Source organism: Lacrimispora sp. 210928-DFI.3.58, assembly GCF_020554865.1.
Classification (GTDB): Bacteria; Bacillota; Clostridia; order Lachnospirales; family Lachnospiraceae; genus Enterocloster.
This window is the reverse complement of the sequence record NZ_JAJCIC010000012.1, coordinates 39,636-55,843: the sequence shown is the minus strand read 5'-3', so window position 1 is coordinate 55,843 and position 16,208 is coordinate 39,636. Positions and strand designations below refer to the sequence as shown.

Below are 16,208 nucleotides of genomic sequence, written 5' to 3'. Positions count from 1 at the left end.
AAGTGGAAACAAGGATCAAGATCTCAACCCAGAACTTAAACCTGTATTATGGGGAGAATCACGCCTTAAAGAATATCAATCTGGACTTGTACGAGAATAAGATAACAGCATTCATTGGGCCTTCCGGCTGTGGAAAGTCTACCTACTTAAAGACCTTAAACCGCATGAACGATCTGGTGCCCAATGTGAAGATAGAGGGAAAGGTCCTGCTGGACGACGAGGATATCTACGATCCCCAGGTAGATACCACCCTGCTTCGCAAAAAGATAGGAATGGTCTTCCAGCAGCCCAATCCCTTCCCTATGAGCATTTACGATAATGTGGCCTACGGTCCCAGAATCCATGGAATGAAGAACCGGGCGGAACTGGATGAAATCGTAGAACGCAGCTTAAAGGGAGCCGCCCTCTGGGATGAGGTCTCCGACAGGCTGAAAAAATCAGCCCTGGGCTTATCGGGAGGCCAGCAGCAGAGGCTGTGTATCGCAAGGGCCCTGGCTGTGGAGCCGGAGATCCTTCTCATGGATGAGCCAACCTCTGCCCTGGATCCCATTTCTACCTTAAAAATAGAGGATCTGATGGACAGCTTAAAGGAAAAATATACTGTGGCCATCGTCACCCATAACATGCAGCAGGCTACCCGTATTGCGGACTATACGGCCTTTTTCCTGGTGGGAGAGGCGGTGGAGTACGGAACCACAGACGAACTGTTCACAATGCCAAAGGATAAGAGGACAGAGGACTATATCACAGGCAGATTCGGGTGATAAGAAAGGATTTAGGCGAAAATGAGAACACGCATAACATATGAACACGAGTTGGGGGAGTTAAACCGCGACTTAAAGGAAATGGCCCATATGGTGGAGCACGCCATCGAACAGACCTTTGTGGCCTTTGAAGACCAGGATTACACCCTGGCAGAGGATATTATCAAGGGAGACAGGACTGTCAATGATATGGAGCGTGCCATTGAGTCAAGGTGCCTGTCATTGATCCTGCGCCAGCAGCCCGTAGCAGGGGATCTGCGCCTGGTATCCACTGCCCTGAAGGTAGTAACTGACTTAGAGCGCATCGGCGACCATGCCTCCGATATCGCAGAGCTGATCCTGCGCATCAGGGCAGAGCATGCGTACCATATTGTAAAACACCTGCCCACCATGGCGGCAGCAGCCGGAAATATGGTGCATGAAGCTATTGAGGCTTTCATAGGCCAGGATCTCACCAGAGCAGAGGAGATCATCAAAAAGGATGATGAGGTTGACACCTTGTTTAACCAGGTAAAAATAGATGTTATCGAGCTCTTAAAAACCTCCCCGGACCAGGCCGACCAGGGCATCGACCTTTTGATGGTTGCCAAATACCTGGAACGCATCGGCGACCATGCCGTCAATGTCTGCGAGTGGACCCAGTTTTCGAAAACCGGGGCGCTTAAGAATGTGCGGATCATGTAGAAACTGTCTGCGGATTATTTTTACGTATTTTGAATAGCCAATGCAAGTCTATGGATGGATGATCTGGAAAAGGCAGCAGAAAATGAGGATTTCAGGAGCAGCTTGTATCGTGAATATGGGATAAAAGATTGATTTAAAAATGGCTGAAAACAGAAGGCTCTGTTCTCAGCCATTTGAAATTTGCATTGCCCCTTTATGGCTGCCGGCGGATATTCCTGCCAGGCGTTGTATAGAGATGCTTTCCATCGCGAAGCACCGGTACGCCGTTCACCAGCACATGCTGGACTCCTCGTGCGTACTGTGCGGGATGCTGCAGGTCAAATGGGGTTTCCATATGTTCAAAATCGAATATGGTAATGTCGGCGATAGCGCCTTCCCGCAGCAGGCCGCGGTCCTTAAGACCAAAGTGGGATGCAGGCATGCTGGTCATCTTGCGCACAGCCTCCTCTAGACTGAGAATATGATTCTCGCGTACATGATGAGTCAGGAACCAGTCCATGCCGATGTAGTGAAGGGGAAATTGTGTGTGCTTGGCCACTTCTCCCTCCGTAGAGGTGCTGTATCCGTCCACAACCAGCATATACAGAGGATTGGAAATAGTCTCTGCCAGATGCTCATCTGTGAAAAGGCGGGATACGAGCACAACACTGTCAAGATCAGGTGCAACAGCAGCCAGAATATCAAAATAGCAATCCCAGGGATCCTTGTTCCAGAGCTTTGCAATTTCGGGAAAGGTCATACCGTTGATTTCCGGGAATGCGTTATTATTCTGCATGCGCACCCGTTCCCATTCTCCTCCGGCAATAAAACGCCAATAGCGGTCGCAGTCCTTGCGCAGCCGGGCTCTTGTATCAGGATCCAAGAGAGCAGGCTTAAGCTGGTCAGAGGGCATTCCGGTAAGCCAGGCGGGCAGGATACCGGCCATCTGTCCGATGCCATAGTTGAGAGGTGTCATATCTGTCAGGACCTCATAGCCATCTGCCCGTGCCTGGCTGATCTTTTCCATGCATTTTTGTACAGCCTGTTCCGGTGCATGGGTGTGATAGCGGATATTCATATGGGATACCTCGCCGCGGATATGGTGGTGACGGATGACCGCCAGAAATTCATCCAGAGCCTCCAGCACATAGGCGTCACGGTTTCGTATATGGCTGGTATAGATGGCATCATATTCCTTTACTACCGCAGCCAGGCGCATGAGCTCCTCCGGGCGGCTGGTCCTGCCGGGTTCAAATTCCAGGCCGCTGCTCATGCCGATGGCACCATCTTCAAATGCCTGGCGAAGAGCATTTTCCATCATCTGATACTGTTCTTCGGTGACATCAGCGCCCTTGACACCGGCTAATGTGCGCAGAGAATTATGTCCCACCAGCCATGCAAGGTTGCCGGACATGCCAATGCGCTCCAGCTCCTTCATGTGTTCCCCTAAGGTACGCCCATAAGGGATGGGTCCATTGTCAAAGCGGCCAAATCCTCCGCCTGTGCCATTTCCCTCCGGGGGAAATGGCGCAGTGCTGTCACCGCAGTTTCCCACGATTTCCGTAGTGACGCCCTGTCGAATAGTGCTTTCACAGTAGGGATTTGATTCAATGGTAACGTCAGAGTGACTGTGTGCATCAATAAAACCGGGGCTTACGATCAAGCCCTCAGCGCAGATCGTTTCCCTTGCAGGCTCCGCAATGCAGCGTTCCATAGACACGATACGCCCATCGAGGATACCCACATCGCAGCGGCGGCGCGGGTTTCCGGTGCCGTCTACTATCCAGCCGCCGCGGATCAGAATATCTAACATAAAAACACCTCCTAAATTCATGTGCCGGTCAGCCCTTTACTGCGCCGGATGTAAGCGTTGCAATAAATTGTTTCTGAAGGAAGAGGAAAACAATGATAAGAGGCAGGCTTGTCAATACGCTGGCTGCCATCATGTCATTCCACAATGTGCGGTATTCACCTACCATCTGGGCAATGCCGACAGTTAAGGTTTTCGAGGTCTCCGTCTTCATCAGAGTCTGTGAAAACATGTACTCATTCCATACCTGTATAAAGGAATAGATCGCAGTGGCAGCAACACCGGGCATTGTTAAGGGACAGATGACCCTGGCAAAGCTCTGGTATTTGTTGCAGCCGTCAATCTGGGCAGCCTGCTCCAGCTCGGAAGGGATCGTATTGAAATATCCCATCATCATCCAGGTGCAGAAGGGCATGGTGAAAGCAATATTTGGCAGGATCAGTCCGGGCAGTGTATCCACAAGGCGGTAGGCAGTGAGCATCTTATAGTAAGGTACCAGCAGCATGACTGCCGGGAACATCTGCAGTACCAGCAGGAAGGTCATAAAGGGTTTTTTAAACCTTGAACGGCTTCGGGAGGCAGCATAGCCTGCCAGACAGGAGACGATCACAGAAACAGCTGTTGTGACCACCACTACAATGACACTGTTCCGGAAATAGGCTGCAATGGGATATTTTACAAAAATATCTCCATAGGTTTTAAGAGACGGATGTTCAGGGAGCCATACGGGAGGGATCACAAAGGTTTCCTCCAGGGTCTTCAGGGATGTCAGGACCATCCAGGCAAGGGGATACAGCACAATGAGGGAGAAGAGTACCAGCACAATATAAGAGAGGATACTCACCTGATTGTGTTTTTTAATCTTTTTCATCGGTCAGCCTCCTATAAATCCAGCTCATCAGGTAGCAGATGAAGAATACGATCACAGCCATAGCTCCGGCTACTCCGAATTTGAATGAACCAAAGGCAGTTTTATAAATCGTAACGCTGACAAGGCTGGTGGAATTGGCAGGTCCTCCTCCTGTGAGGATATTCACCATTGTATAGTGCTTGAACCAGTTGACAGTATCAAGAATGAATGCAACAGTGAGAACCGGAAGGATAGAGGGAACGGTAATGCGCCAGAATGCCTTCATATCACTGCATCCGTCAACCTGTGCAGCCTCATAGATCTCTTCCGGCACTGTCTGCAGTGCAGATAACACCATGATCATCACAAACGGATAGCCTTTTATGATGCAGATAGCAGCTACGACAGGAAGCGCCAGATTTACATTTCCCAGCCAGGAGACAGTGTCTGACAGAAGCCCCATATCAATGAGGGAAAAGTTGATGATACCATACTGTGGGTTGAGGATCCATTTAAACAGCACTGCAAAGACAACCTCAGGGATCAGCCATGGCAGCATCAGGATGCAGCGGAAAAATACACGTCCCTTGATATTTTTATTTAAGATTGTCGCTAACATCGTGCCGATCATAAAATGACCGGCTACGACGATAAGAATAAACTTAAGATTTACAACAAGGCTGTTGCAAAAAGCCGTATTGGACAGCAGGCCTGTGTAATTCTTTAAACCAATAAAGTTCCATTTATTAACAAGGTTTGTATCGAAAAAACTGATATAAACCCCGTAGAGCATAGGATAAATAATCAACAGGATTGACAGGATGGCCGCCGGCAAAAAGAATATCAGCGTAAAATGCCTCTCAAGAAATTTACCCATATACGCCACCTCCTTCTTCCTTGAACTCCCATTTTCTTCCAAAACAGCTTTTATTTATGGGGCGCCTGTCAATTGTTGGCATCTAAAACAGCCTGTACAGCTTCTGCTGTGAGCTTAGCTGCTTCTTCCGGTGATTTGATGCTTCCGGCCAGCATGGCGTTCACATTTTCAGCTACAATATTAGCCTCTTCACCGCGGAAGGGAACAGCGGCATAATCAATATTGTATTGTGCGCAGTCCAGAATTGCTGCAACCTCAGGGGCTGCCTCCCTTGCAACCTCCTCCAGCTCGATCCTGGAAGGCGGACGCTTTGTCACACGTGTCATCTCCACAAAATTCTCAGATGCATATTTCAGGAATTCGATTGCGCCCTCCTTATTGGGAGCATCCTTGAACATGATCATTCCATAGGGGTTTAAATATGCTACAGTATTCTTATCCTTCAGCGGGACAGCGATGAATTTTCCCTCCATCTCCGGATTCTGTGCTACAATGCTGCCAATGGTGTGCGGGCCGCTGATTGCCATTGCTACCTGGTCAGTTGCAAGGAGGTTTATCATAGTCTTGTAGTCTACCTCTGTAGCCCCTGGAGGAACAGAGCCATCGCGGATCGCCAGATCATAGTAGAATTTGAATGTGCGGATGCCATCCTCAGAGTCGATCTTTGTCGCCCACTTGCCAGTCTCATCTGCATAAATGTCCGGGGCTCCTGCTGCAAATAATGCCAGGGTGAACCGCAGTGCATTGTTGCTGTCAGGGAAGCCCATGAGGCTCATGCCGTACCGGTTGATCTTTCCGTCTCCGTCTGTGTCTACAGTCAGCTTCTGAGCGGCCTCAACGATTTCATCAAAGCTTTCCGGCACATCCAGTCCGGCTTCTGTAAGCAGGTCGTTCCTCAGCAAAAGGACAAAGGGAGCGGCACAGGTGGGCAGTCCGAAAAGCTCATCGTTATAGGTAAATTCCTTTAACATTTCCGGGTAAAATCCATCTAAAAACTCCTGGTCAAATTCCTCTCTGATATCGCCTATAATGTCCATTTCCTTCCAGGCAGCATTATTTGCTCCGTTGGTGATGACTAAATCGGGAAGCGTGCTGGAGGCTGCCATGGATTGTACGGTTGTGAGAAGATCAGCAGATGGAACACCGATCAGCTCCACTTCATATTCCGGGTGCGCTGCCTCAAAGCCTTCCACTACATCTGCCAGGATCTTGTCCTCCGGGCTTTCCACAACCCAAGGCCCCATGACCTGGATTTTCGTTTTGCCTTCTTCTGCGGCAGCTTCTGACTGGGCAGGAGCGGTGGTACTGTCTGTGCCTGTTGGCTCCTTTGCTCCACAGCCTGTAAGAGAGGATGTGAGCAGAGCTGTTGCTAGGATAACAGAAAATATTTTTTTCATATGATTACCTCCTTTGTGTATTTGAGTGTAGTAACAGCATTAGAATACATCGCAGCGGTATTTTTCAATCGCTTCATCATCAATTTCGATTCCCAGGCCAGGTCCCTTAGGAACATCCACATAGCCGTCTTTCAGTGTGAAATCCTGCTTGAGCATTTCTTTGCGGATGGGAGTGTCCCAGACGCAGTATTCCAGCAGATCAGAGTTGGGCTGAGATGCAATGAAATGGAGAGAAGCGGCAATGACGATTCCGCTGCTCCATGCATGGGGAATAACGGTAGTATTATGGGCCAGTGCCATGGTCCCTATCCTTTTGGCCTCCGTCAGGCCGCCGCATCTTGTGATGTCGGGCTGCAGGATATCCAGTTTGCATTCTTCGATGAGCTGCTTAAAGCCATAACGTGTTGTCTCGTTTTCGCCGCCTGCGATCCGGACATCCGTACGCTCTGCCAGCATTTTGTAGCCCTCATAGTCATCCGGATAAACAGCCTCTTCGATCCAATATGGATTAAACTGCCGGATCTCATTGATGAGTAATAACCGGGAAGCAGCGGTAACAGGGAAATCGCTGGAGGGGATAAAGCCCACGTCAAGCATGAGATCCATGTCATCTCCAATAGCGTTTCTTGAAGCCTCCACCAGCTTTACACATTCTGACTGGGGCAGTTCAAAGCCTCCCCATCCCATCTTCACTGCGGTAAAGCCCTGTTCCTTCCATTTAAGGGCCTCCTCGGCAGCCTCCTCCGGGGTATAGGGCATCAGCGTGCTTCCGTAAGCCCTTACCTTATCTCTGTAGGTGCCGCCCAGGAGCTTACAGATCGGCATATTGAGAGCTTTTCCTTTGATATCCCACAGTGCAATATCGATACCGCTCATGGCATGGATAACAACGCCGCGGCGGCCGTAAAACATGCTGTAGAGAAACATTTTCTCCCAAATCTTTTCTGTCTCAAAGGGATCCTCGCCGATGATAGCCTGTCCCAGTCCCTGGCATATCCTGTGGGATACAGGAGAGTCAATAACTGCCTTTACTACCCATGGCGCGGAATCTACCTCGCCGTAGCCTACAATGCCCTCGTCCGTATAGACCTTGATAATGATCCCGTCCTGTGCACTGTCGTTGATCTTCTTGATTTCTCCCTTTTGGCGAACCGGGATCGCCTCCACTTTTGTTATCTTCACATCTCCACCTCTTATATTCTTATTTTGCTTAAAGTTTGTGCAACATGTCGCTTGATCTTGTGATTCCATCATACATTTTGTTTATTATTTTGTCAACTGTTTTTTGTTAACATTATACAAACTTTGTTTTTTTCTGTTGACAATGGGGGGATTATGTAGGAAAATAAGATACACAAACTTTTATGTTTACAAAAATAATGAATAACAAGAAGAATTATATGGTGGAGGAATTTAAATGGCAGAAGCTTTTACGTTTTCAAAAACGCCAAAGCAGTCTCTGAAAAATTTGGCATATGAATCAATTAAGACCGCTATTGTGAAGGGTGATCTACCTCCGGGAGAGCGTTTGCTGGAAACAGAAATTGCTTCACAGATGGGTATCAGCCGTGGTCCGGTGCGAGAGGCGATCAGGCAGCTTGATCAGGAAGGGCTGACATATTCTCATCCTCATCGGGGAACCATTGTCCTTGAAATGGACTCAGAGGAGACGGAAAAGGTATTTGTACCTACCCGGCGGATCATTGAAGGGTATGTTGCGCCGAACGCTTATTTATCCCTTAAGGATGAAGATTACAGCTATCTGGAGGATTTGATCAACCAGATGGAATCTGCTAATGAAAAGGACAATTTTTATCAGCTTACGGATCTGGATATGAGATTTCACTCTTACATCATTGAACGTGCAGCCAGCCCTACTATCTGTGCACTCTGGAATAATATCAAAACCAGGATCCACTCCCGCCTGCTGTTTCAGGGGATTGTAAAGGATTCACTGAATATTGTTGCGAATGAACACCGGGAATATTTGAATTGTATTAGAAATCATGATGTTGAGAAGATGAAGCTGCATCTTCAGTCACATATTTATTAGATTTCGGGGAGGCCTTTGAGTCCTCCCTTTTTCTTCTGCTTTTTAGAAGTTTTAGCTTGTCAGTTCAGGCAATGATTGAAATGGGTACTTAAAAAATGTATAATGGCAGTATATGATGAAAATAAAAGTAAGAGAGTCTCATAAAGACAGGCTAACAGGAGGAGCATTTTGAGGCCGGGAAGGCAGAAGGAGGACAGCCTATGAAACGAATATGGAAACCATTTGGATTTTTGGTTTTGGTCTGCTTAGTTTTGACATTTGCAGGGAGGATCCTCAGGCAGCATCATACGGGGGCTGGGGGGACTGATATGCCGGAAAAGAGCGGCAGTCCGATGCAAACCCAGGAGGAGACACAGAAAGCAGAAAAAATGCCGGAGGAAGTTATGGAGGGACTGCGGGAGATCTACTATGCCGGCGGGTGCTTCTGGGGCGTTGAGGCCTATTTTTCCAGAATTCCAGGGGTCTATGACGTGACATGCGGCTATGCCAACGGTTCTACGGAAAATCCTACTTATGAAGAGGTGTGCAGCCACATGACCGGGCATGCCGAGACAGTCCATGTGCTGTATGACCCGGACCGTGTCAGCCTCCGGACTCTGACAGAACATTTTTTCAAGATCGTAAATCCCCTCACGGTTGACCGTCAGGGCAATGATGTTGGAAACCAGTACCGCACTGGCATCTATTATACGGATGAAAGCGACCTTGAGACACTGAAAAGCGTCATGGATGCAGAACAGGAAAAATACGATTCTCCTATCGTAGTAGAGCTTCTCCCTCTTAGCTGCTATTATCTGGCGGAAGAATATCACCAGGATTATCTCGTGAAAAATCCGAACGGCTACTGCCATGTGGACTTTTCCGGGCTGGCTGAGTTTGAAAAGCCCCAAATGGCCGGGCTGGTGGATCTGTCTGCTTACACAGTGCCCTCAGATGAGGAGCTGCGGGAACGGCTGACGGATGAACAATACCGCGTTACCCAGAATGGAGACACTGAGCTGCCCGGAACAGGGGAATACGATGATTTCTTTGAACGGGGCATTTATGTAGATATTGTGACCGGGGAACCGCTGTTTCTGTCTACAGATAAATTTGATTCCGGCTGCGGCTGGCCCGCCTTTTCAAAGCCCATAGATCCTGAGGTGGTCGTGGAATACAGCGACACCAGCTTCGGCATGGTGCGGACGGAGGTGCGCAGCCGTGTTGGCGACACCCATCTGGGACACGTATTCAATGACGGCCCCAAGGAACTGGGCGGCATACGCTACTGCATCAACAGCGCTTCCCTGCGTTTTATCCCCTATGAAGATATGGAGGAGGAAGGATATGGGGAGTGGAAGGAGTTGATACCGTAAGCGCAGGACAATGGCCTGGGCCTGCGCGGGAGGGAAGAGGGCAAAATGATGAGCCCTGTTTTGAAACAAACATAATGAAAAAAGATAGGTACACGAAAAGGCAAGATCGGAAAAGCTGCTCTCCGGATATTTCCCGGAAAGCAGCTTTTCGATTTCTCATATTCACATATATCCGTTCGGATTATTCCCCAAATACAGCCTTATAGTCAGCCTGGAACTTTGCAATACCCTGGTCGGTCAGAGGATGCTTTGTCATCTGCTCCAGAACCTTGTAAGGAACGGTTGCGATGTCAGCGCCGGCCTTTGCGCAGTCGATCACGTGGATCGGGTTGCGTACGCTTGCTGCGATGATCTCAGTGCTGATGTTGTGCATCTGGAAGATCTCGGTGATGTCGCAGATCAGATCGATACCCGGCATGGAGATGTCATCCAGACGGCCCAGGAATGGGGATACATAGGTAGCGCCGGCTCTTGCAGCAAGCAGTGCCTGTGCAGCGGAGAATACCAGGGTCACGTTGGTCTTGATGCCCTCGGAAGCCAGAACCTTAACAGCCTTTAAGCCCTCTACGGTCATAGGGATCTTAACAACCATATTTGGATGGATGGCTGCGATCTCGCGGCCTTCTTTGATCATGCCCTCAGCATCGGTGGTGGTAGCCTTAACCTCGCCGCTGATCGGTCCGTCAACGATGGAGGTGATCTCCTTGATAACCTCGCCGAAGTCTCTGCCTTCCTTTGCGATCAGAGATGGGTTGGTGGTAACGCCGCAGATGATGCCCATATCATTGGCTTTTCTAATGTCTTCTACATTGGCTGTGTCAACAAAAAATTTCATTGTAAGTACCCTCCTGTGGATATATGGAACAGGTGTCTGTCCCTGTCTTTATTATTTCTAAATGTATTATAGCGCATCTCTATATGATGTCAAGCAAAATATTGCAAAAAATGCGGGAATTTGCGATTTTAAAAATCGAAATACCCAAAAAAGTAACAAACTCGCGCAAAAAAATGCATGAGTCGTGCAAATGTAGGGAACCCGGCTGCAGTGCAGGGCCAATGATCCGGCTGTTCTATAAAAAGTCCAGGCCCTTATTGCGGTAATCCGCTGCCATCTCCTCCGGCACATCATCATCGGTGATAAGAGTGGTGAAGGCCTCGATGCCGCTTACCCGGTATCTCGATACCGTATTGAGCTTAATAGGACTTACCAGGGAAATGACACGGCTGGAGGACTGGATGAGCTGCCGCTTGATGCTGACCTCCTCCGGGTAGGGGATGGTCATGCCGTATTCCGGGTGGATGGCGTATACGCCCATGAAGCACAGGTCCGGGTGATACTCCGCTGCCTGGGCAGCAGCTGCCTCTCCTACGTTCAGCATGGAATCCTTTAACAGCCTGCCTCCCAGCACGATGACATCCACCTGTTCCTTCATGGAGCAGGCGTGGGCAATACTGTAGCTGTTGGTGAGGACAGTGAGCTTCAGGCCGTTGGGGATGTTTTTTGCGAACTGCAGGTTGGAGCTGCTGCCGTCAATGGCTACCAGCTGTTCTGCCTCCAGAAAGCCCAGGGCCTTCTGGGCCATGCGCTGCTTTAGCTCCACATCGGCTGCCTCCCGGTCAAAGAAGTTGATCACAGGGCGCTCTAAGGGAATAGCCCCTCCGAATACCCGCTTAAGAAGGCCTTTCTGGTCCAGATCTAAGAGATCCCTGCGCACCGTATCTTCTGATACATTTAACTCCACTGCCAGCCTGCTGACTACCACCTTGCCGGAGGTATGGAGCTTGTTTAATATGATCGACTGCCGTTCTTCCTTTAACATAAAGTCTTATCCTTTCCGTCTTTGATCCACTCCACCGCCAGCTTGATCCAGCCCTGGCAGTGGGGAACAAGGCAATCACGCTCTGGTGTGGAGACCTCCTCTGTAGCAAGAGAAAGGCCGTGGATGCCACCCGGATAAAGATGCATTTCCACACTGACACCTGCTTTCCTTAGAGCCTGGGCCATGAGCAGGGAATTTTCCACAGGCACGCTTTTGTCCGACCATGTGTGCCACAGGAAGGTTCTGGGAGTATGGGGTCCTGCCAAAAGCTCCAGGGAGACAAGGCGCCGCGCATCGTCATTTCCGGCAGCCTCCCTGCCCAGGAGATGGAGAAAGGAGCCCCGATGGGCATATTCTCCTGAGGTGATGACGGGGTAGCACAGGAGCATTCCGTCCGGTCTCAGATCCGCTGCCTGCCTTCCAAGGGCCTGGGACAGGAAGGGCTGATTCCACATGGTCCCCAGGCAGCCGGCCAGATGGCCTCCTGCGGAGAAGCCGGATACGATCACCTGTTCCGGGTCAATGCTCCACTCCCCGGCGTGGTCCCTCACAAGGCAGACTGCCTTTGCCAGTTCCATGAGGGCTACGGGAAATAATTCGGGAAATGTGTGGTAATGGAGCACAAAAACCTGGCATCCGGCAGACAGATATTCCATGGCCACAGGCTGGTCTTCCCTGTCCGAGACAAAGCGGTAGCCGCCTCCCGGACAAAGGATAATGGCAGGACGCCTGTGCTGCGGATCGCAGGAAACAGGGGACAGCAGGTAAGCAGTCAGATCAGCTCCCTCCTCTGACACCCGTTCATGTCCGCATTCCCCGGACGTAACTGTGATTGTAAAATGTTTGATCTCCATAAATAAGCCCAGCCTTTCCGAAAGAAGCTGTACCTGTTTTGCAAAAGCAAAAAGGACAGCCTTCAGCAATGATGATTCCAGTTACTGTTCACAGCCGAGTAACTAATTCCATTATACTGAATGCTGCCCTGCTCTTCAAGCAAGAAATTTTACGGATCCTTATTTCCCGGTTCCATACCGGAACATGGTCTCAATATATGCCAGAATGAGAGGCGCCACGCCCTTTGCCTCATTCTTCACAATGGGCTCACGCATATAGTAATCAAAGGTGCCTTCCCGCATCTCCTTATTCCCCAATCCCGCTACAAGGCAGATGCCGTCCAGCTGGAGCTCCCCATCTTTTTCAGAAAGGTAGGTATCGCAGATCCCTAAAAAGGCCTTCTCGCCAAAGGCAAAATACCTGTCCTCCAGATATCCCAGCCGTACGCTCTTCATGATGGCATAGGCAAAAATGGCTGATCCCGATTCCTCCAGGTAGTTGGGCTTTATACCGCCGCGGTTTACTACCTGATACCACATGCCTGTGGCCTCGTCCTGGTAGGGGAGCATGGAGTCGATGAGCTCCTGATAGATCCTGCCCAGCTCCTTCTTTTCCTTTTCCATGGAAGCCGGCATTACCTCCATGGTATCAATGAGAGCCATGGCATACCAGCCCAATGCCCGCAGCCAGAAGTTGTCAGAAAGCCCCGTTACCTTGTCGCACCAGAACATCTGGCGGGAGTCATCGTAGGCATGGTAATACAGCCCATTGCGCGTGTCCCGCATCAGCTCATACACATGGAGAAACTGGCTGTAGGAATCCAGGCAGTTCTTTTCATTATTATATGCCACCTCATACTGCATGTAAAAGGGCTGCGCCATGTAAAGTCCGTCAAGCCATATCTGGTTGGGATAGATCATCTTGTGCCAGAAGTTGCCTGTGGAGGTCCTGGGCTGGCCTTTGAGCTGGCTGTATACGGTATCGATGGCCCGGCGGTATTTTTCCTTTCCCGTCAGCTTATACAGATCGAAGAGGGTCTTGCCGGCGTTTACATTGTCAAGGTTATACTCCTTTGGATCATAAGAATCAATGGAGCCGTCCTCTCTGACAAAGTAGTCGATAAATGCATCTGCAAATTCCAGATAATGGGAGTCCTGGGTGATGTGGTACAGCTCAATGATCGCCTTGATCATGCAGCCATCAATGTAATTCCAGGTGGATTTCTTGCCCTCTTTGATCTTCTCGATGTTCCATACGGGAGCCTGAGGGGTACTCTTTTCGAGCAGCTGGTTGATGTAACGGTCCAGAATCTTCATAATAGCAGCCTCTCCTTTTTAATAATGATGATGGTAAATAAAAGCCTGGGATCAATGTAAAAACGTTTGCAAACCAAAAGTGAGAAATTTAAGCTAAATGATCCCGGTTGAAAACCGCATTTACCAGTGCAAAATGCCCTTAAAAATAAAAAATACGCCGATTTTTAAATCCAAAACTATCTTATCACAAAACGAAGAAGAAAAGAATTGGCTAAGTTACACAAAAAATAATTTGCAAAATATACATTTTGTATAATTGACATATGATGCGATTGGTGTTACTATGGATTTACAAAGAAAAACGATGCATGTTTGCTTAAAATGAACCAAAAAACTTTCAGATAAGATGGCAAATATGCATAATTTTTTGAAAAACAATGCAAACCTTTGCAAAATGAACATGCAAAGGAAAAAGAAAGGGAGAAGAAGACATGAGAAAGAACTTCAAAAAAGCACTGTCACTTGTACTGGCATCCAGCATGGTTCTGTCCCTGGCAGCCTGCGGCGGCTCCGGCAGCAGCGAGACAAAAGCTGCAGCAGACACCACAGCGGCTGCTGCAGAGGCTGCTCCTGAGACAACAGCTGCTCCTGCAGAGGCAGAGGGTCTTGAGGTAAATACCACAGATCCCATCACCATCACCTTCAGCTGGTGGGGCGGTGATGCCAGACATGAGGCTACCCAGAAGGCTGTAGCGGCATTTATGGAAAAGTATCCAAACATCACTGTTGAGACACAGTACGCTGCATGGAGCGGCTGGGAGGACAAGATGAGCGCTTCCTTTGCTACCGCTACTGCTCCGGATGTAAACCAGATCAACTGGAACTGGATCACCTCCTTCAGCTCAGACGGCTCTGCCTTCTATGATCTGAACAAGGTATCCGATATCCTTGATCTGTCCCAGTTCCCGGAAAGCTCCTTAGCTGACTGTACTGTAGCAGGCGAGCTTCAGGGAGTTCCGATCTCCATGACAGGACGTATCTTCTACTGGAACAAGACCACCTTCGAGAAGGCCGGACTTGACACACCAAAGAGCCTGGCTGACCTGATGGCTGCAGGCCCCATTTTCCAGGAAAAGCTGGGCGATGACTACTATCCTCTGGCACTGGGCGAGTATGACCGTATGATCCTGATGGTATTCTATCTGGAGTCCAAGTACGGCAAGGCATGGGTTGAAAACAATGAGCTTCAGTATACAGCTGAGGAGATCCAGGATGGCCTTTCCTTTATCCAGTCTCTGGAGGATAACCATGTAACCAACACCATCAAGGGTATTGCAGGCGATGGCGCTGATTCCCTGGATAAGAATCCAAAGTGGATGGACGGAAGATATGCAGGCATCTTTGAGTGGGATTCCTCTGCATCCAAGTTTGAAGGAGCATTAAATGACGGACAGGAATTCGTAGTAGGTGAGGAGTTCACCGATATGGGCGATTCCAAGGGCGGCTATGCAAAGGTTTCCATGTGCTTCGCGATCTCTGAGTCCGCAGAGCATCCGGCAGAGTGCGCAGCTCTCATCAACTTCCTTCTGAACGAGGAAGAGGGCGTAAAGATCATGGGTTCTGAGCGCGGTATCCCATCCTCCGCAGCAGGATTAAAGATCTGCCAGGACAACAGCCTTCTGAATGAAAAGGTTGCAGAGGCTAACGGTAAGGTATTGGCTCATGTGGAGTTCCCCTTAGATCCGAAGTTTGAGGCAGCAGCCTTAAAGAACAGCGATGGCGTTTACTACGATGTAATGGCAGGCTTAAGCTATGGCGATTACGATGGAGAGGAAGCAGCTGATATCCTGATCGAAGGCGTTGAGGATGTTTTAAATAAGTAATAAGAAGAAGCGTCAGGCCTCTTCCCGATCCGGGACGAGGCCTATGATTAAGCCTATATCTAAGATGGAGAAAAACAATGGTCTGTCACTCATTCGATGATTCTTTTAGAAGCAAAATACTGATGGATGTACGGGCGGGTAAGGTCCCTTGTGAAGGAAGCCTTCTGCTTGCGCGAAGCAGAGAAGAGAAGGAAGCAGAAAGCCCAGAGGAGCTTTTAGAGCTTCTTCCTTTCCGCATGATGTGTGAGACGCTGTACGGCGGCAAGGAAGGGTATCAGGATATAGTAAGGCAGTTCAGACAGTTTAGAGACCGTGATTATGACAGAATGATGCAGGGAGCCTGCAGCGGTGATGCAGAGGCATGCCGGGGGATAGCCCTGTTTTTGACAGCTTGCACAGATACGCTGGAGTTTACATCTGCGGAGATTTATGAACATTACCGTTACCTGGCGGAGCTCATCCGGCAGACGGTAAGGCGGCTGGCAGGAAGATGCTGGCAGAGGGGCGGCATAGAGCTTATGGAGAGTGAAACAGCGGAAATGTTTGGAAATGCTGTGCTGAAGGCCTGCAGGATGAACGTGCTTCTGCAGGAAAAATATGAATATGACGGACTGGCGCTTTTGGCTCACAGCCGTTCATAGCCGGC

Annotated in this window: 15 protein-coding genes; 6 read left to right on the top strand and 9 right to left on the bottom strand. The window is 49.3% G+C overall.

Annotated elements, in window-relative coordinates:
* The first annotated feature begins 2 nt into the window (after nt 1-2).
* Nucleotides 3-764, top strand: coding sequence for a phosphate ABC transporter ATP-binding protein PstB (gene pstB / locus LIZ87_RS09515; protein WP_178314363.1), 762 nt, complete (start codon nt 3-5; stop codon nt 762-764).
* 21 nt (nt 765-785) lie between these two features.
* On the top strand, nt 786-1,448 hold the full coding sequence (gene phoU / locus LIZ87_RS09510) for a phosphate signaling complex protein PhoU (protein ID WP_178314365.1): 663 nt from the start codon (nt 786-788) through the stop codon (nt 1,446-1,448).
* A 193-nt stretch (nt 1,449-1,641) separates the two neighbouring features.
* Here phoU and LIZ87_RS09505 read toward each other — a convergent pair whose 3' ends face one another.
* The 5 genes from LIZ87_RS09505 to LIZ87_RS09485 form a co-directional block, all read right to left on the bottom strand.
* Nucleotides 1,642-3,240, bottom strand: coding sequence for an N-acyl-D-amino-acid deacylase family protein (locus LIZ87_RS09505; RefSeq protein ID WP_178314367.1), 1,599 nt, complete (start codon nt 3,238-3,240; stop codon nt 1,642-1,644).
* A 28-nt stretch (nt 3,241-3,268) separates the two neighbouring features.
* The gene (locus tag LIZ87_RS09500) at nt 3,269-4,108 is read right to left on the bottom strand and encodes a carbohydrate ABC transporter permease (RefSeq protein WP_178314369.1); all 840 of its coding nucleotides are present in this window, start codon (nt 4,106-4,108) and stop codon (nt 3,269-3,271) included.
* Nucleotides 4,095-4,964 carry a carbohydrate ABC transporter permease gene (locus tag LIZ87_RS09495; protein ID WP_178314371.1) on the bottom strand — a complete coding sequence of 290 codons (870 nt, stop codon included), beginning with the start codon at nt 4,962-4,964 and terminating at the stop codon, nt 4,095-4,097. The genes LIZ87_RS09500 and LIZ87_RS09495 overlap by 14 nt, the downstream gene beginning before the upstream one ends.
* A 68-nt stretch (nt 4,965-5,032) precedes the next feature.
* Nucleotides 5,033-6,361, bottom strand: coding sequence for an ABC transporter substrate-binding protein (locus LIZ87_RS09490; protein WP_178314373.1), 1,329 nt, complete (start codon nt 6,359-6,361; stop codon nt 5,033-5,035).
* Nucleotides 6,362-6,400: 39 nt separating this feature from the next.
* Nucleotides 6,401-7,543, bottom strand: a complete 1,143-nt coding sequence (locus tag LIZ87_RS09485) for a mandelate racemase/muconate lactonizing enzyme family protein (RefSeq protein WP_178314375.1) — start codon at nt 7,541-7,543, stop codon at nt 6,401-6,403.
* Between the two features lie 235 nt (nt 7,544-7,778).
* Here LIZ87_RS09485 and LIZ87_RS09480 point away from each other — a divergent pair, with 235 nt between their 5' ends.
* Nucleotides 7,779-8,414, top strand: coding sequence for a GntR family transcriptional regulator (locus LIZ87_RS09480; protein WP_178314377.1), 636 nt, complete (start codon nt 7,779-7,781; stop codon nt 8,412-8,414).
* Between the two features lie 368 nt (nt 8,415-8,782).
* Nucleotides 8,783-9,769: a peptide-methionine (R)-S-oxide reductase MsrB gene (msrB, locus tag LIZ87_RS09475; RefSeq protein ID WP_227146658.1), complete on the top strand. Its 987-nt coding sequence runs from the start codon at nt 8,783-8,785 to the stop codon at nt 9,767-9,769.
* A 181-nt stretch (nt 9,770-9,950) separates the two neighbouring features.
* On the opposite strand, the gene fsa is transcribed toward msrB, so the two are convergent.
* The 4 genes from fsa to LIZ87_RS09455 form a co-directional block, all read right to left on the bottom strand.
* The gene (gene fsa, locus LIZ87_RS09470) at nt 9,951-10,604 is read right to left on the bottom strand and encodes a fructose-6-phosphate aldolase (RefSeq protein WP_178315919.1); all 654 of its coding nucleotides are present in this window, start codon (nt 10,602-10,604) and stop codon (nt 9,951-9,953) included.
* Between the two features lie 235 nt (nt 10,605-10,839).
* Nucleotides 10,840-11,589 carry a DeoR/GlpR family DNA-binding transcription regulator gene (locus LIZ87_RS09465; RefSeq protein WP_178315920.1) on the bottom strand — a complete coding sequence of 250 codons (750 nt, stop codon included), beginning with the start codon at nt 11,587-11,589 and terminating at the stop codon, nt 10,840-10,842.
* A complete protein-coding gene (locus LIZ87_RS09460; RefSeq protein WP_227146589.1) occupies nt 11,583-12,443 on the bottom strand; it encodes an alpha/beta hydrolase in 861 nt (286 codons plus the stop codon). The genes LIZ87_RS09465 and LIZ87_RS09460 overlap by 7 nt, the downstream gene beginning before the upstream one ends.
* A gap of 159 nt (nt 12,444-12,602) precedes the next feature.
* Nucleotides 12,603-13,739: a glycoside hydrolase family 88/105 protein gene (locus LIZ87_RS09455; RefSeq protein ID WP_178315922.1), complete on the bottom strand. Its 1,137-nt coding sequence runs from the start codon at nt 13,737-13,739 to the stop codon at nt 12,603-12,605.
* Nucleotides 13,740-14,170: 431 nt separating this feature from the next.
* On the opposite strand from LIZ87_RS09455, the gene LIZ87_RS09450 reads away from it, so the two are divergent.
* Together LIZ87_RS09450 and LIZ87_RS09445 are read left to right on the top strand one after the other, a co-directional pair.
* Nucleotides 14,171-15,562 (top strand): ABC transporter substrate-binding protein, encoded by a 1,392-nt coding sequence (locus tag LIZ87_RS09450; protein WP_227146586.1) that lies wholly within the window; start codon nt 14,171-14,173, stop codon nt 15,560-15,562.
* 122 nt (nt 15,563-15,684) lie between these two features.
* On the top strand, nt 15,685-16,203 hold the full coding sequence (locus LIZ87_RS09445; protein WP_178317034.1) for a hypothetical protein: 519 nt from the start codon (nt 15,685-15,687) through the stop codon (nt 16,201-16,203).
* Nucleotides 16,204-16,208 lie beyond the last annotated feature (5 nt).

Bases quoted from the DNA above. Each gene is read 5' to 3' on its own strand.
- phoU (WP_178314365.1), top strand. From the start codon at position 786: ATGAGAACACGCATAACATATGAACACGAGTTGGGGGAGTTAAACCGC.
- LIZ87_RS09505 (WP_178314367.1), bottom strand. From the start codon at position 3,240: ATGTTAGATATTCTGATCCGCGGCGGCTGGATAGTAGACGGCACCGGA.
- LIZ87_RS09500 (WP_178314369.1), bottom strand. From the start codon at position 4,108: ATGAAAAAGATTAAAAAACACAATCAGGTGAGTATCCTCTCTTATATT.
- LIZ87_RS09495 (WP_178314371.1), bottom strand. From the start codon at position 4,964: ATGGGTAAATTTCTTGAGAGGCATTTTACGCTGATATTCTTTTTGCCG.
- LIZ87_RS09490 (WP_178314373.1), bottom strand. From the start codon at position 6,361: ATGAAAAAAATATTTTCTGTTATCCTAGCAACAGCTCTGCTCACATCC.
- LIZ87_RS09480 (WP_178314377.1), top strand. From the start codon at position 7,779: ATGGCAGAAGCTTTTACGTTTTCAAAAACGCCAAAGCAGTCTCTGAAA.
- msrB (WP_227146658.1), top strand. From the start codon at position 8,783: ATGCCGGAGGAAGTTATGGAGGGACTGCGGGAGATCTACTATGCCGGC.
- fsa (WP_178315919.1), bottom strand. From the start codon at position 10,604: ATGAAATTTTTTGTTGACACAGCCAATGTAGAAGACATTAGAAAAGCC.
- LIZ87_RS09465 (WP_178315920.1), bottom strand. From the start codon at position 11,589: ATGTTAAAGGAAGAACGGCAGTCGATCATATTAAACAAGCTCCATACC.
- LIZ87_RS09460 (WP_227146589.1), bottom strand. From the start codon at position 12,443: ATGGAGATCAAACATTTTACAATCACAGTTACGTCCGGGGAATGCGGA.
- LIZ87_RS09455 (WP_178315922.1), bottom strand. From the start codon at position 13,739: ATGAAGATTCTGGACCGTTACATCAACCAGCTGCTCGAAAAGAGTACC.
- LIZ87_RS09450 (WP_227146586.1), top strand. From the start codon at position 14,171: ATGAGAAAGAACTTCAAAAAAGCACTGTCACTTGTACTGGCATCCAGC.
- LIZ87_RS09445 (WP_178317034.1), top strand. From the start codon at position 15,685: ATGGATGTACGGGCGGGTAAGGTCCCTTGTGAAGGAAGCCTTCTGCTT.